Annotated in this window: 16 protein-coding genes; 9 read left to right on the top strand and 7 right to left on the bottom strand. The window is 64.7% G+C overall.

Annotated features, from left to right (window positions below; all coding sequences use genetic code 11):
* Positions 1-14: 14 nt before the first annotated feature.
* Positions 15-725 (bottom strand): IclR family transcriptional regulator, encoded by a 711-nt coding sequence (locus M1D44_RS23755; RefSeq protein ID WP_316852577.1) that lies wholly within the window; start codon positions 723-725, stop codon positions 15-17.
* 170 nt (positions 726-895) lie between these two features.
* Between M1D44_RS23755 and M1D44_RS23750 the strand changes: the two genes are divergently transcribed.
* The 6 genes from M1D44_RS23750 to M1D44_RS23725 all read left to right on the top strand — a co-directional run bounded on the left by M1D44_RS23750 (position 896) and on the right by M1D44_RS23725 (position 7,252).
* Positions 896-1,594 (top strand): RraA family protein, encoded by a 699-nt coding sequence (locus tag M1D44_RS23750; RefSeq protein ID WP_024978322.1) that lies wholly within the window; start codon positions 896-898, stop codon positions 1,592-1,594.
* Positions 1,594-2,541 (top strand): hydroxyacid dehydrogenase, encoded by a 948-nt coding sequence (locus tag M1D44_RS23745; protein ID WP_024978323.1) that lies wholly within the window; start codon positions 1,594-1,596, stop codon positions 2,539-2,541. Before M1D44_RS23750 ends, M1D44_RS23745 begins: the two co-directional genes overlap by 1 nt.
* Before the next feature lie 5 nt (positions 2,542-2,546).
* Positions 2,547-3,491 carry an SMP-30/gluconolactonase/LRE family protein gene (locus tag M1D44_RS23740; protein ID WP_024978324.1) on the top strand — a complete coding sequence of 315 codons (945 nt, stop codon included), beginning with the start codon at positions 2,547-2,549 and terminating at the stop codon, positions 3,489-3,491.
* 50 nt (positions 3,492-3,541) lie between these two features.
* Positions 3,542-4,912, top strand: coding sequence for an MFS transporter (locus M1D44_RS23735; RefSeq protein ID WP_428984640.1), 1,371 nt, complete (start codon positions 3,542-3,544; stop codon positions 4,910-4,912).
* A gap of 76 nt (positions 4,913-4,988) precedes the next feature.
* A complete protein-coding gene (locus tag M1D44_RS23730; RefSeq protein WP_112188518.1) occupies positions 4,989-6,314 on the top strand; it encodes an MFS transporter in 1,326 nt (441 codons plus the stop codon).
* A 2-nt stretch (positions 6,315-6,316) separates the two neighbouring features.
* Positions 6,317-7,252: an amidohydrolase family protein gene (locus M1D44_RS23725; RefSeq protein WP_316852576.1), complete on the top strand. Its 936-nt coding sequence runs from the start codon at positions 6,317-6,319 to the stop codon at positions 7,250-7,252.
* Between the two features lie 34 nt (positions 7,253-7,286).
* Here M1D44_RS23725 and aspA read toward each other — a convergent pair whose 3' ends face one another.
* From aspA to M1D44_RS23705, 4 genes are all read right to left on the bottom strand, one after another.
* Complete coding sequence (gene aspA, locus M1D44_RS23720) at positions 7,287-8,702, bottom strand: aspartate ammonia-lyase (RefSeq protein WP_316852575.1); 1,416 nt, start codon at positions 8,700-8,702, stop codon at positions 7,287-7,289.
* Complete coding sequence (cuyB, locus tag M1D44_RS23715; RefSeq protein ID WP_316852574.1) at positions 8,699-10,180, bottom strand: cysteate racemase; 1,482 nt, start codon at positions 10,178-10,180, stop codon at positions 8,699-8,701. The genes aspA and cuyB overlap by 4 nt, the downstream gene beginning before the upstream one ends.
* Positions 10,177-11,484, bottom strand: a complete 1,308-nt coding sequence (locus M1D44_RS23710; protein WP_316852573.1) for a dicarboxylate/amino acid:cation symporter — start codon at positions 11,482-11,484, stop codon at positions 10,177-10,179. Before M1D44_RS23710 ends, cuyB begins: the two co-directional genes overlap by 4 nt.
* 208 nt (positions 11,485-11,692) lie before the next feature.
* On the bottom strand, positions 11,693-12,592 hold the full coding sequence (locus M1D44_RS23705) for a LysR substrate-binding domain-containing protein (protein WP_024978331.1): 900 nt from the start codon (positions 12,590-12,592) through the stop codon (positions 11,693-11,695).
* Between the two features lie 212 nt (positions 12,593-12,804).
* Between M1D44_RS23705 and M1D44_RS23700 the strand changes: the two genes are divergently transcribed.
* Complete coding sequence (locus tag M1D44_RS23700; protein WP_024978332.1) at positions 12,805-14,109, top strand: O-acetylhomoserine aminocarboxypropyltransferase/cysteine synthase family protein; 1,305 nt, start codon at positions 12,805-12,807, stop codon at positions 14,107-14,109.
* Positions 14,110-14,131: 22 nt separating this feature from the next.
* Here M1D44_RS23700 and M1D44_RS23695 read toward each other — a convergent pair whose 3' ends face one another.
* On the bottom strand, positions 14,132-15,049 hold the full coding sequence (locus M1D44_RS23695; RefSeq protein WP_024978333.1) for a LysR family transcriptional regulator: 918 nt from the start codon (positions 15,047-15,049) through the stop codon (positions 14,132-14,134).
* A gap of 255 nt (positions 15,050-15,304) precedes the next feature.
* Between M1D44_RS23695 and M1D44_RS23690 the strand changes: the two genes are divergently transcribed.
* Both M1D44_RS23690 and M1D44_RS23685 read left to right on the top strand, forming a co-directional pair.
* Positions 15,305-16,600, top strand: a complete 1,296-nt coding sequence (locus M1D44_RS23690; RefSeq protein WP_024978334.1) for an MFS transporter — start codon at positions 15,305-15,307, stop codon at positions 16,598-16,600.
* 53 nt (positions 16,601-16,653) lie between these two features.
* Positions 16,654-17,853 carry a M20 aminoacylase family protein gene (locus M1D44_RS23685; RefSeq protein WP_024978335.1) on the top strand — a complete coding sequence of 400 codons (1,200 nt, stop codon included), beginning with the start codon at positions 16,654-16,656 and terminating at the stop codon, positions 17,851-17,853.
* 98 nt (positions 17,854-17,951) lie between these two features.
* Here M1D44_RS23685 and M1D44_RS23680 read toward each other — a convergent pair whose 3' ends face one another.
* The gene (locus M1D44_RS23680; protein ID WP_024978336.1) at positions 17,952-18,437 is read right to left on the bottom strand and encodes a hypothetical protein; all 486 of its coding nucleotides are present in this window, start codon (positions 18,435-18,437) and stop codon (positions 17,952-17,954) included.
* Positions 18,438-18,457: the final 20 nt, after the last annotated feature.

The following is an 18,457-nucleotide window of genomic DNA, read 5'->3' as shown; positions in this document are numbered from 1 at the left end:
GCAGCGCCTTCACGTCAAACACCGTAGACGCGTTCGCACAATGCCGCACTTGCACCAAGCTTGCGCGACAGGTCGGACGCGGCCTGCAATTGCTTCGTGACGAAATCGCCAGTGGTGCGCGCAGCTTCGAGCCGAGAGGCTGCGCCCGATAGCGTCAGCGCGGCCATGAACTTGTCGCCGGAGCCGAAGACGGGCGTGGCAAATGCCGCCGTGTGTTGGTCGCGCGCGCCGGAGGTGAACAGCGGCAACGCCGGTGCTTCGTCATACAACGCTTCACCCAGCCCCCAGTAGCGCAGCACGTGGCTGATGGCCGTATCGTCCAGCGGAAGAGACGTGCCGGGCAGGCGTGTCTCGCGCAGGCCTTCCGACGGTTCAGCGCGGAACAGGCATAGCCGCCGGCCGTGATCGATGACGTAGTACGATGCGCTCTCTCGCGTGGCTGCCGCCAGCGCGTGCAGCACCGGTTCCACCACGGAAGACAAGTGGAACGACTGCTCATAGAGCTTGCCGAGATACAGCAGGCGCGGCCCGAGCGAGTACGCACCAGACTCGGAGCGAATGACATAGCTCATGCGCTCCAGCGAGTTCATCAGCCGATACACCGTGGTCTTGTGCATGCCCGACGCCTGCGCCAGGGCCGCGAGTGACAGGGCTTCCGCCCCTGGCTTGAAGCAATCCAGCAAGGCCAGCGCCTTTTCTACTGCGGCAACGCCGTCATTCCCCATTCCCAACTCCCCGAACGCATGTACGGCAGGATTGTACTATGTACAACGCTGTTGTATCTGGCGGAAGGGTAAACGCTACTGGATCGCTCCGCTCGCCCTGGCTATAGTGATTTCACTGAGTACACCATTGTTGTACAGAGTAAAACATCACAGTCTGAGGTAGGTTTTTCATGAGTACCCCTTCGCACACCCCTTCCGCCATCGTTCGCGATATCGAGCGCGTTTCGCCCGCGCTGGTCGACGCTGCTGCCCGCTTTCAGGCAGCCATCCTGGCCGACGTTGCCGGGCGCCGCGGCACCCTCAACGGCCGCGTCAAACCGCTCGCGCCGACGATGAAAGTGGTCGGCCCCGCCGTGACGGTTGAAGTTCGCCCGGGCGACAACCTTGCCATCCACGCCGCCATGGCCGTCGCCAAGCCCGGCGATGTGATCGTGGTGGACGGCAAGGGTGACCAGAGCTGCGCGCTGATCGGCGAGATCATGGCCACGCAGGCGCACGCCACGGGTATTGCCGGGTTCGTCATCGATGGCGCGGTGCGTGATTCGCACGAACTGGCCAACGGCACGTTCCCGATTTTTTCTGCGGGCCTGAACCCATGCGGGCCGACCAAGAGCGTGGCCGGCCGCGTGAACCTGCCGGTCTCAGCCGCCGGGGCGACGGTGCATCCGGGTGACCTGGTGGTGGGCGATGCGGATGGTGTGGTCGTCATCCCGCGTGCGGAGGTCGAGCGCATTCTCGTGCTCGCGCAAAAGAAGGTCGAGGCGGAAGCTGCCCGCATTGCTGCCATCCAGAAGGGCGACACGCGCCCGGGTTGGCTTGAGAAAGAACTGCGCGCTGCGGGCATGCTGGCTGAAGGCGAGGCACTGTAATGAGCACGACGGCAACCAAGCCGGTCTTGCTCGTCACGGCGGCTGATCTGGCACCCCAGGCGTTGGACATGCTGGGCGATTTCGAAGTCGTGTTTGCCGGCAAGCAGCCCACCGAAGACGACATCGTTGCCTTGTGCGCGCGGTACAAGCCGGTGGCAATCATCGTGCGCTATGGCAAGGTCAACGCCCGCATCATGGACGCGGCCGGCAACCTGCAGGTGATTTCCAAGCACGGCAGCGGCATCGATGTCATCGATCAGGACGCCGCTGCGGCGCGTGGCATTGCGGTGCGTGCCGCGGCGGGTGCCAACGCCGCCGCCGTGGCCGAGCATGCGTGGGCGCTGATCCTGGCGTGTGCAAAGTCCGTCCCGCAGCTCGACGCGCGCATGCGCGCCGGACACTGGGACAAGGCGACGCACAAGTCGATCGAACTGGACGGCCGCACGCTCGGCCTGGTCGGCCTGGGAGCGATCGGCCGCCGGGCGGCTGCCATCGGGCTGGCGTTCGGTATGAATGTTCTCGCCTTCGATCCGTACGCCAAGGAGGCGCCGGCCGGCGTGAAGCTGACGAGCCTTGGTGAGTTGTACGTGCAGTCCGACGTGGTCTCGCTGCACTGCCCGTTGACCCCGGAGAACCGCAAGATGCTGAACCGCGACGCGTTCGACTGCTTCAAGCCCGGTGCGATTCTGGTCAACACGGCGCGTGGCGGCTTGATCGACGAACCGGCGCTGGTGGAAGCGCTGGCCAGTGGCCGGCTCCGTGCGGCCGGGCTCGATAGCTTCGACGTGGAGCCGATGACCACGCCACACCCGTTCCAGGGCGTTGCGAACATCATCCTGTCGCCGCATATCGGCGGCGTGAGCGATGCGGCCTACGTGAACATGGGCAAGGGCGCGGCGGCCAATGTGCTCGCGGTGATCGAGGAACGCTCGCGCACGGCGGCGTGATGTCCATGTTCCAGCTCTCGCCACCGGCGGTGCGTGAAGCTGAAGTCTTCACACGCATGCCAGCCAGGTTCCGCAAGCCCGATGTGCAGACGGAATGGGCGCGCGCCAATCGCGGCGGGCAAGCTACCGATTCCTTTCTCGAAGGGCCGGTGTGGAGCCCGGGCGGCCAAGGCTATCTGTACGTGACCGACATCCCGCATGGCCGCGTCTTCCGTATTTCGCCCGCAGGTGAGTGGGAGTTGGTGACCGAGTACGACGGCGAGCCCAACGGCATGAAGTTCGTCGACGATGCGCACCTGCTCATCACCGACTATCGCAACGGGCTGATGCTGCTCGACATCCAGCGCGGCGAAGTCACGCCCTATCTGGAGCGCCGCAACTCGGAGCGCTTCAAGGGCGTGAATGATCTGACGTTCGATTCGCGCGGCAACCTGTACTTCACTGATCAGGGGCAGACCGGGCTGCATGACCCGACCGGGCGCGTCTATCGCCTGTCGGTGGAGGGCAAGCTCGACATGCTGCTCGGCAATTGCCCCAGCCCGAACGGGCTTGTGCTGTCGCCCGACGAGAAGGTGCTGTACGTCGCCATGACGCGCGGCAACTGCGTATGGCGTGTGCCGTTGCAGGCGGATGGCTCGGTCAGCAAGGTCGGACAGTTCTTCACATCGCACGGCCCGAGCGGCCCCGATGGTTTGACGATCGATACGGCGGGGCGGCTGTTCGTGGCCAACCCCGGACTCGGCCGCGCATGGGTGCTCAACCACCGTGCCGAGCCCGAGGTGATTGTGACCAGCCCCGAAGGTGCATCGCTCACGAACTTGTGCTTCGGCGGCCCCGAAATGAAGACGCTTTTCATGACCGAATCGGTGTCCGGCACGGTGCTCAAAACCGAGATGGACATCGCCGGCCCGCTGCCGCATCGGGCAAAACAGACAAAGCCCACGCCCTAGCTCATCGATACGCGACCCCTAGCGCTCATAGAAGCGCGATGGAGGAGACCATGCAAATGTCCCAGACCTTGAGTGCCACCACGCCACCGCACGGCGCGGATGTGCGCGCCGCCGCCACGCTGCCCGATGCCGACTACCACGCGAGCGAACGCACGCTGGCCAAGGCATTCCGCCGCATCCTGCCGTTCATCTTTGCCTGCTATGTGATCAGCTATCTCGATCGCACCAACGTAGGGTTTGCCGCGCTCACCATGAACAAGGACATTGGCCTGACGGCCGAGCAGTTCGGGTTCGGGGCGGGGCTGTTCTTCATCGGCTATTTCCTGTTCGAGATCCCCAGCAACCTCATCATGCAGAAGGTGGGCGCGCGCATCTGGATCGCGCGGATCATGATCACGTGGGGCCTGTTCTCGATGGCCACGGCATTTGTGGTCGGGCCCAAAAGCTTTGCGGCAGCGCGCTTTCTGCTGGGTCTTGCCGAAGCGGGCTTCACGCCTGGCATCTACCTGTACTTCACGCACTGGTTTCCAGGCAAATGGCGCGCCAAGGTGACGGCGGCATTCCTGGTGGGGATTCCGGTGGCGAACATGATCGGCTCGCCGATATCGGGTGCGTTGCTGGAGCTCGGTGGCCTGCATGGGCTGCGCAGCTGGCAATGGCTGTTGCTGATCGAAGGGCTGCCGGCGGTGCTGCTTGGTATCGCGTGCCTGTTCGTTCTGGCAGACCGGCCGGAAAAGGCCACCTGGCTCAGCGACGATGAAAAGGTCGTGCTCGCGCGCCGCCTCGCCATGGAGCAACGCGACATCGCCAGCAAACATGGCACGACCCTGCGCGATGCAATGACCAACTGGCGTGTCTTCGTGCTGGCGTTCATCAACTTCTGCGGCATCGTCGGCTCCATCGGCGTGGGGCTCTGGATGCCGCAGATCATCAAGCAGTTTGGTGTCGAGCACGCGGTGGTCGGCTGGCTGACGGCCATTCCGTACGCGATCGGGGCGGGGGGCATGCTGTGGTGGGCCCGCGTGGCGAACCGCGCGCAGAACCGCATCCCCTATGTGGCCGGTGCGCTGGTGGTTGCAGCGGTCGCGTTGGCGGCCAGCACCGCCGTTGATGTACCGGCACTCAAGCTGACGGCGCTGTGCTTGACGGTAAGCGGCATCCTGGCGTTCCAGGCTACGTACTGGGCGATTCCCTCCAGCTTCCTCACGGGCCGCGCGGCCGCGGGCGGCCTGGCGCTGATCGTTTCCGTGGGCAATCTTGGCGGCTTTGTCGGCCCGTCGATGATCGGTGCCATCAAGCAGTTCTCGCATGGCTTTACTGCGCCGCTGCTGGCGGTGTCGGCCGTGCTGCTCATCGGTGCGTTGTCCATCGCTTGGCTGGGCGACCCCGGCGCCGATGCCGGTGAAGCCATAACCCGCTGATCGAGCGATCGCAGTACCTTTCTTCCTAGACATTCAAACAGCGCCGCGCAGCACACGACGGCGCCAGGAGACACACATGCAAGTGACGGGCAGTACCGGTGTCACCGAGATCGAGCAGCGGACTCTACGCAAGGTGGTCTGGCGGCTCGTGCCATTTCTCATGCTCTGCTACCTGCTGGCCTTCATCGACCGCGGCAACGTAGGCATGGCCTCGCTGCAGATGAATCATGACCTCGGGCTGTCAGCCCGTGTGTTCGGGTTCGGAAGCAGCCTCTTCTTCGTGTCGTATTTCTTCTTCGAGGTACCGAGCAACCTGGCGCTGCAACGCTACGGCGCGCGCATCTGGATTGCGCGGATCATGATCACGTGGGGGCTGATCTCGGCCGCGACGGCACTGGTGCAAGGCCCGGCATCGTTCTATGCGCTGCGCTTCCTGCTGGGTGCGGCGGAGGCCGGGTTCTTTCCCGGCGTGCTGCTGTATCTGTCGTACTGGATTCCGGCAACGCACCGCGCCCGCATTGTGGCGACGTTCATGGTGGCGATTCCGGCGGCAAGCTTCATCGGCTCGCCCATCTCGGCTGCGCTGCTGCAGATGGATGGGTTTGCCGGCCTGCGCGGCTGGCATTGGCTGTTCATCCTCGAAGGCATTCCGACGGTGCTGCTTGGCATCGCCTGCCTGCGCCTGCTGACCAATCGGCCGGAAGAAGCCAAGTGGCTGTCGAGTGAGGAGCGCCAGTGGCTCACGAATACGCTGGCTGGCGAAGCGCGCGGGCCCAAGAAGGTTGCGCAGATGCCGCTGGCGAAGCTGTTCTGCAATCGCTATGTGCTGTGCCTCGCGCTGGTGGACGTGTGTGCGTCGGCTGCCGGCAGCACGCTGTCGGTGTGGCAGCCGCAGCTCCTCAAATCTTTCGGGTTGACCGTCATGCAGACGGGGCTGCTCAACTCGGTGCCGTATGCCGTGGCTTCGGTGCTGATGGTGTTCTGGGGACGCCGCTCGGATCGTCTGAAGGAGCGCCGCTGGCACACCGCCATTCCGATGCTGCTGATCGGCCTCGGCCTGTTTGGCACATCGCTGAGCGGGTCTCTCGTGCCCACCATGGTGATGCTGTGCGCGGTGCTGGTGGGGGCCTATTCGTTCAAGGGACCTTTCTGGGCGCTGGCCTCCGGCATGCTCTCGAACAGTGCGGCTGCTGCGGGGCTGGCCACCATCAACGCGATTGCCAACCTCATTGGCGGCGGCCTGATGGTGAACGTGTACGGCTGGGTCAAGCAGGCCACCGGCAGCTACGCGTTGGCGCTGATGCCGTTGGCGCTGCTGACGCTGGTGAGCGTGACGACGCTGCTGCTGTTGAGCCGCTCGACGCCGGAAGCGCCGGTACTGAACAAGACGGAGACCGCCTGACCATGCGCGCACTTAGCAGAAGGCAGTTCCTGCAGATGGCAGGTGCCGGTGCCGTGGCGGCGGCCGTTCCCGCGCGCTCTGGGGCGGCGGAAGAGTTGTGGTCCAGCGGTAGCGACACGCCGACGTTCAAGCTGCCCGCCGGCACGGTGGATTGCCACATGCACATCTACGATGACCGATTTCCCAGTGCCCCGGGCACCACGCTACGACCGCCCAACGCGAGCATTGAGCAGTACCGCAAGGTGCAGGCACGTTTGGGCGTGCAGCGCAACGTGGTCGTCACGCCGTCGACATACGGAACGGACAACCGCTGCACGTTGGATGCGCTGAAGCGTTTCGGGCCGAATGCGCGCGGTGTCGCGGTGATCGATACCTCCGTGACGGATGCCCAGCTTGCGGAGATGCACGCAGCAGGTGTGCGGGCCATCCGCTTCAATCTGAGCTATCCGGGCGCCACTACCGTCGAGATGCTGGCGCCGCTGGCGTCTCGCATCGGCGCACTTGGGTGGCATATCGAGCTTGTCGTGCAAGGCGCGAAGCTACCCGCGCTGGAGTCGCATCTGCTTGCGCTGCCATGTCCGCTCGTGATCGATCACATTGCGCATGTCCCGCAACCAGGCGGCATGCAGTCCGACGCCATGCGCACAGCGCAACGCCTGGTCGACAAGGGAAACACGTGGATCACGCTGTCCGGTCCGTACGTCGATACCAAGACCGGTGCACCGGCCTATGCCGACGTAGAGCCCGTTGCCAAGGCATTCATCAACATGGCGCCCGAGCGGATGCTCTGGGGCACTGATTGGCCGCATCCGACCGAGAAGGCGCACAAGCCCGACGATGCCGCGCTGCTCGACACGATTGCCGCGTGGATCGGACGTGCGGATTGGCAACAGATGATCTTTGTCGCCAATCCGGTGAAGCTTTACGGCTTCGGTTGACTGATCCCTGTTCGGCTCAGCAGCCTCCGTTCGGTCAAATCGCCCGGGCCGCCGTCACCGCACGCGGCTGGGCCAGCATGTCCGGTTGCAGAATCTCGTCCAGCGCCTCGCGGCTGAGCAGGCGCTTGTCCAGCACGAGCTGATACACGCTGGTGCCGCTGACGAGCGCCTCCTGCGCAATCGCTGTCGCATTCGCATATCCAATGTGCGGATTGAGCGCGGTGACGATGCCGATCGAGTGTTCCACGTTGGCACGCAGGTGCGCTTCGTTGGCGGTAATGCCGTCGACGCACTTTTCCGCCAGCGTCAGGCAGCCGTTGCGCAGGTGCGAGACGCTCTTGAACAGGCTGTGCGCAATGATGGGCTCGAAGGCGTTGAGCTGAAGCTGCCCGGCCTCAGCGGCAAAGGTGACGGTCAGGTCATTGCCGATCACCTCGAAGGCAATCTGATTGACGACTTCCGGAATCACCGGGTTCACCTTGCCGGGCATGATGCTCGACCCCGCTTGCATGGGCGGCAGGTTGATCTCGCCCAGCCCCGCGCGCGGGCCGCTGGAGAGCAGCCGCAGGTCGTTGCAGGTCTTCGACAGCTTGACCGCCGTCCGCTTGAGCACGCCCGAGAGCTGAACGAACGCGCCCACATCCTGCGTGGCCTCCACCAGGTTGTGCGACGTCACCAGCGGAATGCCCGTGATTCGTGCCAGATGCCGGCAGACAGCGGCCGCATAGTCCGGATGCGTATTGATGCCCGTGCCGATGGCCGTGGCGCCCAGGTTGATCTCGCGCATCAGTGCGGCGGCTTCGGCCAGCCGTTCCTGGTCTTCACCCAGCATGACGGCATAGGCGCTGAACTCCTGGCCGAGTGTCATCGGTACGGCGTCCTGGAGCTGCGTGCGGCCCATCTTGAGCACACCGCGGAATGCCTCGGCTTTGCGCTCGAACGCTTGCCGCAACACGCCCATGGCATCGATCAGGGCCAGGACGCCCTCGTGCGCGGCAATCCGCAGCGCGGTCGGATAGACGTCGTTTGTACTCTGGCTCAGGTTGACGTGTTCGTTCGGGTGCAGGTGCTGGTAGTCGCCGCGCGCGTGCCGAAGAGACTCCAGCGCCAGGTTGGCAATGACCTCGTTGGCGTTCATGTTGGTGGACGTGCCTGCGCCACCCTGGATGACATCGACGACGAAATGCGCGTGTGCTTCGCCCGCCCGCACACGCTCGCATGCGTGGACGATTGCGTTGGCATGCAGGCTGTCCAGCAGCCCCAGCTCATGGTTGGCCAGCGCTGCCGCAGCTTTCACGCTGGCCAGCGCGCAGAGCAATTGCGGATAGACAGAAATGGGAGTGCCGGTAATCGGAAAGTTCTCCAGCGCGCGCAGCGTGTGGACGCCGTAGTAGGCATCGCTGGGGATTTCGCGGTCGCCGAGCAGGTCGTGTTCGATACGGTGGGTCATGTCGTTTGTAATGAAGCGTTGGAATGCGATGGAGAAGGGTGGGCGAGGGCGCGCGCAACGCAGTGCTGCGCCAGAACATCGGTCGGGTCGATCAGCGTGACGAGCCGGCCTTGAGTTGTGTTGACGCTGGCGTGCGGCAGCAGCAGCGGCAGTTCCGTGCAGCCGAGAACCACCACTTCGACGCCGCGCGCTGCCAACTCGTCGATGGCGGCCATCAGATCGTCAACGCAGGCGCCTGCGGTGAAGCCCGCTTTCACGCCCTGCGGGCCATAGATGGCGTTCATCACACGGGCTTGCCGCTCGGTGCTGGGTATCACTTGTTCAAGGCCCGCCGCCTCCAACGCCTTGCGGTACACACCGCTGGCCACGGTGCCAGAGGTCGCCAGCAGGCCGACCTTTCGCAAGGCCGGAAGCGTGCTGCGGATATGCTCGGCCGTCACGGTCAGCATGTTGACGATCGGGATGCCGAGATACGGCTGTACGCGCTCAACGTACGCATGTGCCGTGTTGCACGGAATGGCGATGATGTCGGCGTCGCCCGCCTCCAGCTTGCGGCACGTGGCGTACAGCGAGATGGTCGGGTCCGGCCCTTCACCGATGAGGTTTTCGGTGCGGTCGGGAATCTGCGGGTTTTGCTCGACCAGCAGCTTGATGTGGTCCTGATCGCGCGTGGCCGGCGTGTTGCGCACGATCTTCTGCATGAAGTCGACCGTAGCGGCGGGCCCCACGCCGCCCACCACACCCACCTTGAACAGCTTGCCGCGCGCATCGTGTTGCCCCGACACCACGTACTGCGCGTAGGCCAGGTTCGAATCGACGATGGGCACGCCAAGGGGCCCAAGCTCGCCGAGCACCAGGGCGATCTCGGTCAGCCCGGGCAGGATCAGGTCGACACGGTGGTCAACAAGATCCGCGCAGGCGTCGCGCAACAGCCCGATGGGGCGCCCCCGCAGGTTGCCGCTCTTGATTCCGTCAGGGGCGTACACCGCTTCGGTCACGCGATCGATGCCGTCAACGCGCGGGTGGACGACGTCGAACTCCGGCGCATTGAAGTAGTGCTCGAACAAACGCTTGCTGCGCGTGGTGTCCGAAGCGAGTACCCCGATGCGGCGCGCGGCCGGAAACTTGCGCCGCACGTGGCTACGCAGCCCCGCCATCATGTCGATGATCGGCAACGGCGAATTGGCGGTCAGTTCGTCAATGAAGGTGTGGCTCAAAAAGCAGGGCAGCACCACCGCCCCGATGCCGCGCCGCTGGAAGTCGCGGATCAGGTCGAAGATGTAGAGCTTGCGCTCCGTGGTGGCTGCCGTCGTGTGGCCTGCCTGAGAAAACGGATGCTGCTCGAACACGATGTCGAGGTGCTCCGCATCGGTGCTGGCCGGGGTGGACTGGATCAGCTTGAAGAACACGTCTGCGCTGGCCAGCGCCCCCAGCCCACCGATCACGCCCAGCGAGCGACGCGCGTGCGGTGTTGTCATTTCACTTCGCCCGAAATGCCCGAAACGCCCGGAATGTTGGAGAGGCCGTCGAAATCTGGCGTTTGCTCACGCGCGGCCCGGCGTGCTTCCCACTTGGCGATGGCCGTGGTGGCGATGCTGTTGCCGACCACGTTGGTGGCCGTGCGGCCCATGTCCAGGATCTGATCGATGGCCAGGATCAGCACCACGCCCGAGGGCGGCAGATGGAACATCGGCGCCACCGCTGCCACCACCACCACCGAGCCGCGTGCCACGCCTGCCATGCCCTTGCTGCTGAGCATCAGCACCAACAGCATGAGGATCTGCTGCGACAGCGGCATCTCTACGCCAAACGCCTGTGCGATGAAGAGGGCAGCAAACGTCTGATACATCATCGAGCCATCAAGGTTGAACGCGTAGCCCAGCGGCAGCGTGAAACCGACGACCTTCTTGTCGACGCCAAAGGCCTCGAGCTTTTCGGTCAGGCGCGGGTAGGCGGCTTCGCTGCTGGCGGTGGAGAACGCCAGCATGGCCGGCTCGCGAATCGCCTTGAGCAGTGCCCACGTCTGGCGCCCCAGGAAGATGCGGCCGATGCCGATCAGGATGGTCAGCAGCAGCGCCAGCCCCAGGTAGAAGCTGCCGACCAGCTTGCCGTAAGTCGCCAGCACATCGAGCCCATGCAGCGTAATGGCCGAGGCAATGGCGCCGAACACACCGATGGGCGCCAGCGCCATGACGTAGTCGGTCAGCTTGAGCATGGCCGGCACGAGGGCATCGATGGCGCGCGACAGCGGCGCGACACGTTCGTCGCCCTTGAGCACGCCCAGCACCACGCCAAAGAACACCGAGAACACCAGGATCTGCAGGATGTCGTTGCGTGCCATGGCATCCAGCACGCTGGTGGGGAACGCGTGGGTGATGAAATCCTTGAAGTTCAGGCCGGCGGTGTTCAGACCGGTGGCAACGTCCGCCGCGTTGGGCGTCATGTTCAGACCCGCCCCCGGCTGCAGCACGTTGGCCAGCACCAGCCCGAGCGCCAACGAGATGAGCGACGCGCAAAGAAACCACGCGACCGACCGCAAACCGATGCGGCGTACGGCCTGCGTGCCGTCCATGCCGGCCAGGCCCGACACCAGCGTGGCGAATACCAGCGGCGCGATGATCATCTTGATCAGCCGCAGGAAGATGTCCGTGATGATGGAGAAATAGCCGGCGATGGCTTTGGCGGCATTGGCGTCGGGTGCGAGCTTGTGGCACGCATAACCCACGGCGATGCCCAGCAGCATGCCTGCCAGGATGGTTGCGGTAAGGCGATTCTTTTTCATGGTGCTCCGTCCAGTGAGGTCTCTTGCCGGAATCGGAGAACACCGAATCCGTGGCCTTTCGCACGACGCCGGCCGGTTATTCGGCTCGGCTTTCATTGCGTGGACGGAGTGTAGGAACGGCAGCGTGCGTTGTGATGCGGCTCCCGCAAGGGCTCATGCGAGCGCCGCATAGTTCGGGTAAACGAGCAAACGGCCCACCAAGGCAGGTTCAGGGCAGGCTGAGATGGCGCCAGAGTTTTTCCAGCAGCTCGTTGCGCGTGTACTGGTTGCGATAGACACGCAGGTCCAGATCGAGCGACCAGGTCGGGCCGCCGGCCGGCACCAATACGCCGGCGGCAAGTTCCGCCTCGATCGAACTTTTTGGCAGCCACGCAATGCCTTCACCGGCAAGCAGCATCTTCTTGAGCATTTCGGCCATGTCGGATTCATAGTCGAGCCGGAGGAACGGTTGCGCATCGGCCTGGCTCAACAGCAACGCCAGGCAACGGCCAAAGTAGCTCGTGGGGGTGTAAGAGATGAGCGGCAGGGGCCGGTTGGCCGTGCCGGGCAGGCGGTGCATCGGCCCTAGCCGCGCGTTGGGCTTGCTGACCGGCATGAAGGTGTCGCGCCCGACTGTCAAGCTGGGGTACTTGATCGGGTCAAGATGCAGCGGCAGGCTGGGGTGGTCGTACGCGAACATCAGATCGCAGGTGCCGTTGACCAGCATGAGCACCGAGTCGTGCACATTGCCCGGAATGATGCGCGCGCGCAGGTTGCCGATGTGCTTGCCGACCGTTGCCAGCCAGGCGGGCAGGCAGTTCAATGAGATGGTGTGACCCGCTGCAATCTGCAGCCCCGGCCCGGGCATGCGGTGCTCGGAGCGAATGATGGCGCGTGTGTCGATCAGCTTGCTCAGCACGTCATCCGCTGCCTCTTCAAACAGGCGGCCCGCTGCCGTCAATGTGGGCGGATAGGTGCTGCGATCCACCAGCTCGGCGCCCACCCACTGCTCAAGCGCCTGGATACGCCGGCTGAAGCCGGATTGGGTGACATTGCGGATTTCCGCCGCCCGCGAAAAGCTCTGGTGCTGCGTGAGGGCAATAAAGTCCTCGATCCATTTGACTTCCATGTCCCCTCCAGCGCGGTGCGTTCAATGCTGTGGAGGCTATCCGTTCGGCTCACGCCAGATGGCACGTGTTTACCCTAGGTATGCGATATCCGCATGACCATATGCGGCCTCCGCATCGTGCCGTTTCACGCATAACCAAAGGCAAAAACGGTCGTTCCTCCAACCGCAGGGCTGGCCATATGCTCGCCGGACCCACCTTCCGGAGACGCACCATGACGCACCCGTCCTTGAGCACCGCCCCCGCCTGGAAACTCGACACCGTGGCTGTCCATGGCGGCTACAGCGCAGACCCGACCACCCGAGCGGTGGCGGTACCGATCTACCAGACCGTTGCGTTCGCGTTTGACGACACACAGCACGGTGCCGATCTGTTCGACCTGAAGGTGCCGGGCAACATCTACTCGCGCATCATGAACCCGACCAACGATGTGCTGGAGAAGCGCATTGCCGCGCTCGAAGGCGGCATCGGGGCGCTGGCGCTGGCGTCGGGGCAGGCGGCCGTCACGTATGCGATCCAGACGATTGCGGAAGCGGGCGACAACATCGTCTCGGCCAGCACGCTGTACGGCGGCACCTACAACCTGTTTGCGCACACGCTGCCGCAGTCGGGCATCACCACGCGGTTTGCCGATCCGCGTGACCCTGCATCGTTCGAAGCGCTGATCGACGACCGCACCAAGGCCATCTTTGCCGAGACGGTCGGTAACCCACTGGGCAACATCACCGACATTGCCGCGCTGGCCGAGATCGCACACCGCCACGGCGTGCCGCTCATCGTCGACAACACCGTGCCGACACCGTATCTGACGCGGCCCTTCGAGCACGGCGCCGACATCGTTGTGCATTCGCTGACGAAGTATCTGGGTGGCCACGGCACAAGCCTGGGCGGCGCGATCGTCGATTCCGGCAAGTTTCCGTGGGCCAAGCACAAGGCGCGCTTCAAGCGCCTGAACGAACCGGACGTGAGCTACCACGGCGTCGTCTATACGGAAGCCCTGGGCGACGCGGCGTACATTGGCCGCGCCCGCGTGGTGCCGCTGCGCAATACCGGCGCAGCGCTGTCGCCGTTCAACGCGTTCCTGATCCTGCAGGGCATCGAAACGCTGGGCCTGCGCATCGACCGCATCACGCAGAACGCCGCGCACATCGCACGGCATCTGCGCGGCCACGCCAAGGTGGAGTGGGTCAACCATGCCAGCCTGGAGGATCATCCCGACCACGCGCTCGTGCGCAAGTACCTCTCGGGCAAGGCACCGGGGTTGCTCACGTTTGGCGTGAAGGGCGGTTTTGCCGCCGGTGCGCGCTTTCAGGATGCGCTGCAGTTGTTTACGCGGCTGGTGAACATTGGCGACGCGAAGTCGTTGGCTACGCATCCGGCGTCGACCACGCATCGGCAGCTCTCGGAAGCCGAGCTGGCCAAGGCGGGGGTGCGGCAGGAGACGATCCGGTTGTCGATCGGCATCGAACATATCGACGACCTGCTCGCCGATCTGGATCAGGCGCTGGCGTTGGCCTGATCTGGCGCAGAACCGCGCTGGTTCACGGCTGCGCCGGCCGCTCCGGATACGCCTGCCGCAGCGCCTGTGCCAGCGCGTCATGCAAGCGCGCGCCGAGCGCTGTCAGAACGTGGCGGTCCCGCGTGAGCAGCGAGATGACGCGCTCGGGCATCGGCTGATCGGTCTCGATAAAGTCGATCGTCTGACGGATGATGGGCGAGCGCGTCGATTCGCTCGACAGCAGGAGCAGTGCGTCCGATTTCCAGCACAGCTCGAGCAGCAGCGTCATGGAATTGCACTCGACCACGCGTTCGGGCGGTGCGAGACCGGCATCGGCAAACAGTCGGTACAGCGGCGAGTGCTCGTCAGCAAGCGAATCAGGGGCCAGCCACTCTTCTTGCTGCAAGGCATGCAGAGGCTGGTGGCCGCGCAACGGGTGGCCCTTGCGTACGCCGATCAGCGTCTGCGCACGGCAGACCACGGTGTGGTCGAACCCGCGTTCGCCCGTCTGCAACTGAGACGTCAGCGCAAAGTCGATGGCGCCCTCGCGCAGCAGTTCCAGCAATTGGCCCGGACGTGCCTCCAGGATGCGCAACCGCGCTTTGGGAAATTCGCGCCGGAATGTCACGAGGCAGTCAGCCACCGGCCCGATGAGCGCGGTGACGGGGGTGACGCCCACCGTCAATTCGCTCGTCACCGCCCCTTTCATGTCTTCCAAGTCTTCTCGTGCGCGCTTGACGCTTTCGTTGATCAAGCGCGCATGCCCGACCAGGCGCTGGCCATACGGCGTAAGCCGGATGCCCTTGCTGGAGCGTACGAACAGCGTTGCGCCCACGCTGGTTTCCAGCTCCTTGATGGCTTTGCTGAGCGCGGGCTGCGTGATGTGAAGCAGGCGCGAAGCCTCCTGGATGCTGCCCGTCTCGGCGACGGTGACCAGTGCGCGTAGCTGGTTGAGCTTCATAGGTGTCCTTGATACACGGCGCAGCGAAGAGTTGGCATGCCGCACCGTCAGCCAGCAACTGTACTGCGGAATTCTGCTGGGGCGGCCGTTGGGCTAGCCGGGCAGGCTCGGATGCGCGCTCCCGCCATAGCCAACAGCTATAGCCATGAAAAAAAGCGAGAGGCGGAATCGGCCCGACAGCTCCTACTATTGCCCTTCAATCCAGCGCACTGCGGGACGCTCATAGAAGCCCGCCCGACTGGAGGAGACATCAAGATGGATGCCCAGATTGCCGTGCCCGCTGGCGCCCCGCGCCAAGGCACCACTACCGCCACCCCGCATTCGAGCCGCGCTGTCGTTGCCGCCGCCATCGGCAACGGGCTCGAAATGTACGACTTCACGGTCTATAGCTTCTTTGCCGCCACCATCGGGCGACTGTTCTTTCCGTCGAGCAGCCCGCTGGCATCGTTGCTGTTGTCATTCGCCACGTTTGGTGCGGGCTTTGTCATGCGGCCGCTGGGCGCCGTGCTGATTGGCAACATGGCCGATCGGCGTGGCCGCAAGGCAGCACTCACATTGACGATTGCATTGATGACGGCCGGCACCGCGCTGATCGCCTTCACGCCCAGCCACGCGACGATCGGCGTGACGGCTACGGTGCTGGTGGTGCTCGGGCGCTTGCTGCAGGGGCTGTCGGCCGGCGGGGAAATCGGCGCGGCGTCGGCACTGCTGCTGGAATCGGCCAGCAAGGGCCGGCGTTGCTTCCTGGTGAGCTGGCAGGCTGCCACGCAGGGTGCGGCGGCACTGCTCGGCGCGTTGAGTGCGGCCGGTGTGAGCGCCGTGCTCAGCCCCGAGGCACTGCAGAGCTGGGGATGGCGGCTGCCGTTCTTGCTGGGCTTGCTGATCGCGCCGGTTGGCATGTATATCCGCCGGCATCTGAAAGAGACGCACGAGGCCGCCCCGCACGGCAGTGTGGTCGACGTGCTTCGCCAGCATGCGCGCACGCTGGTACTGGGCATGCTGCTGATGACCGGGGCCACTGCGTCCATGTACATCCTGATCTTCTACATGCCCACGTATCTGATCCACTCTTTGCACATGCCGCCGGTCACGGCGTTTCTCACGGCCTGCGTGGCGGGGGCAACCATGCTGGTCATGTCGCCGCTGTTTGGTCTGATTGCCGACCGCCTGCCGACACGCAAGCCGATGCTGTATGTCGCGTCTGCGGTCAGCCTGTCGTGCACGTACCCGGGCTTCGTGCTGCTGTCTTCCGGCGCGGGGTTGGCTCTCACCATGGGGTTGATCGCGCTGGGCGTGACGATCATGGCGGTCAGCAATGGCGCGGGCGCGGCGCTGCTGATGGAAGCCTTTCCGCGCCAGCATCGCGCGACCGGCATGTCGGTGATGTACAGCCTGGGGGTGACCCTGTTCGGCGGTTTTGCGCCGCTCATCGTTACGTGGTTGCTGGGTGTGACCGGCAACCCGATGGCACCGGCCTGGTATCTGCTGGCCAGCAGTGCAATCAGCCTGGCCGCGCTCACGCTGTTCCCGACGTATCCCGGCCGCGATTGAGATTGACGTCGCGCCATCGTTGCCCCCACCCAGTTCGCCTCTGACATCGCACCATGTACCTCGATCCGAATTCGCCCAGCATTCCCCAGGCCCTGCACGTGGGCGCTGACCGCTTTGCCGAACTGCGTCATCGCATCCATGCCAATCCGGAGTTGGGTGCCGATGTGCCGCACACCTCCCAGCTCGTCGCCGGCCTGCTGCGTGAATGGGGCTATGACGTACACAGCGTCGGCGGCCACGGCCTGGTGGGGCAATTGAAGGTGGGCAACGGTACGCGCACGATCGGCCTGCGCGCCGACATGGATGCGTTGCCCATGCAGGAGCGCACAGGCTTGCCCTACGCCAGCCAGGTGGCCGGTCGCATGCACGCGTGTGGCCACGATGGCCATACCGCCACGTTGCTTGCAGCCGCCGAGCACCTGGCAGCCACGCGCAACTTCAACGGCACCCTGAACCTCATTTTCCAGCCCGATGAAGAGGGCCTGACCGGTGCCGTCGCCATGATGGAGGATGGCCTGTTCGAGCGCTTCCCCTGCGATGGCATCTACGCTTTCCACAACGCGCCTGGCTTGCCGCTGGGCGCGGCCGTGGTGCAGAGCGGCCCGCTGGGCGGTTCGTCAGATCGCGTGACCGTGACTTTCAGCGGGCGCGGCGGTCATGGTGCCATGCCTAACCTGGCTGTGGACCCGACGCTGGCTTTGGCGGCGACGGTGGTGGCGCTGCAGGGCATCGTCTCGCGCAACGTGGCGCCCGTGGATGCGGCCGTCATCAGCGTTGGGCAGATGCAGGCTGGGACGACCCACAACATCATCCCCGAAACGGCCATGCTCAAGTTGAGCGTGCGCGCCACCAAGCCGGAGGTGCGTGAGCTGCTGGAGACGCGCATCCGCGAGGTCATTACGCACCAAGCCGCATCTTATGGCGTGCGCGCGGAGATCGTCTACGAGCGGTTGGTGCCGGCCATCTGCAATACACCCGAGCAGACCGCCATCGCACGCCGTGCCGTGGCGAGCGTGCTGGGCGAGGAGCGTGTCATCCAGGTGCCGCCGTCCTCGCAGATGGGCAGTGAAGATTTTGCCTGGATGCTGGAGAAGCGCCCTGGCTGCTACTTCGCGCTGGGCAACGGTTTGGGCGGCCAGTGGGTCGGCTGCTCGTTGCACAACGACGGCTACGATTTCAACGACAAGCTGATCCCGATCGGGGCGGCGTGCTGGGTGGCGCTGGTGGAGGATCAGTTGCGCGCAGAGGGCTGACGCGCGGGGGTGCGACGGCACCGCCGTGACTTCCGTGCTGATCGATGCAAAACGCCCCGCGTGGAGGCGGGGCGTCCTGTGCTACCGGGCGATGACGATCAGCGCGCCACGGGCTTGGCGTACTGGATCGGAACGTCCACCCGCGCCTGCGGCAGTGTCTTCTTGAGTTGCGCGCGCGCGTTCACAGCATCCTGGAACGAAGCAAAGCGCAGGGTGCTGATGTTCAGGTGCCCGTAATACTCCGCCGACACGGGCGTTGCCGGCAGGCCGCTCACGGCCTGGCGCACGCTGTCGACCGACACCTGCGAGACGACCACCTCGTTGCGGCTCTCGCCCACCACGCCACGCTCATTGACCACCTGCGTGACGGCTGAGGATGCCGCGCCCGCTGCCTTGGTGCGCGTGCCGCTGGAGAGCACCTTGAACGACTGCGATTCGATCTGCACCGTCGGTGCGCTTGCGTATTGCGTCAGCTCCTGCGTGCTCAGGTGTTTGCCCACCGTCAGGTCGGCCGCCTGGCACGCCGAAGCCATCGAGAGGAGCGCCGTCAGCGCCACGGTCTTCATCAGGGTTGTATTGATCATGTTGAATGGTCTCCGAACGG

It is taken from the genome of Ralstonia sp. SA306 (genome assembly GCF_054792405.1).
The sequence above is the reverse complement of the archived record's forward strand: the minus strand, read 5'-3'. Positions and strand labels throughout refer to the sequence as shown.

Coding starts and splice junctions, on each gene's coding strand:
- M1D44_RS23725 (WP_316852576.1), top strand. CDS start 6,317: ATGCGCGCACTTAGCAGAAGGCAGTTCCTGCAGATGGCAGGTGCCGGT.
- M1D44_RS23700 (WP_024978332.1), top strand. CDS start 12,805: ATGACGCACCCGTCCTTGAGCACCGCCCCCGCCTGGAAACTCGACACC.
- M1D44_RS23745 (WP_024978323.1), top strand. CDS start 1,594: ATGAGCACGACGGCAACCAAGCCGGTCTTGCTCGTCACGGCGGCTGAT.
- cuyB (WP_316852574.1), bottom strand. CDS start 10,180: ATGACAACACCGCACGCGCGTCGCTCGCTGGGCGTGATCGGTGGGCTG.
- M1D44_RS23695 (WP_024978333.1), bottom strand. CDS start 15,049: ATGAAGCTCAACCAGCTACGCGCACTGGTCACCGTCGCCGAGACGGGC.
- M1D44_RS23680 (WP_024978336.1), bottom strand. CDS start 18,437: ATGATCAATACAACCCTGATGAAGACCGTGGCGCTGACGGCGCTCCTC.
- aspA (WP_316852575.1), bottom strand. CDS start 8,702: ATGACCCACCGTATCGAACACGACCTGCTCGGCGACCGCGAAATCCCC.
- M1D44_RS23740 (WP_024978324.1), top strand. CDS start 2,547: ATGTTCCAGCTCTCGCCACCGGCGGTGCGTGAAGCTGAAGTCTTCACA.
- M1D44_RS23735 (WP_428984640.1), top strand. CDS start 3,542: ATGCAAATGTCCCAGACCTTGAGTGCCACCACGCCACCGCACGGCGCG.
- M1D44_RS23690 (WP_024978334.1), top strand. CDS start 15,305: ATGGATGCCCAGATTGCCGTGCCCGCTGGCGCCCCGCGCCAAGGCACC.
- M1D44_RS23685 (WP_024978335.1), top strand. CDS start 16,654: ATGTACCTCGATCCGAATTCGCCCAGCATTCCCCAGGCCCTGCACGTG.
- M1D44_RS23710 (WP_316852573.1), bottom strand. CDS start 11,484: ATGAAAAAGAATCGCCTTACCGCAACCATCCTGGCAGGCATGCTGCTG.
- M1D44_RS23705 (WP_024978331.1), bottom strand. CDS start 12,592: ATGGAAGTCAAATGGATCGAGGACTTTATTGCCCTCACGCAGCACCAG.
- M1D44_RS23755 (WP_316852577.1), bottom strand. CDS start 725: ATGGGGAATGACGGCGTTGCCGCAGTAGAAAAGGCGCTGGCCTTGCTG.
- M1D44_RS23730 (WP_112188518.1), top strand. CDS start 4,989: ATGCAAGTGACGGGCAGTACCGGTGTCACCGAGATCGAGCAGCGGACT.
- M1D44_RS23750 (WP_024978322.1), top strand. CDS start 896: ATGAGTACCCCTTCGCACACCCCTTCCGCCATCGTTCGCGATATCGAG.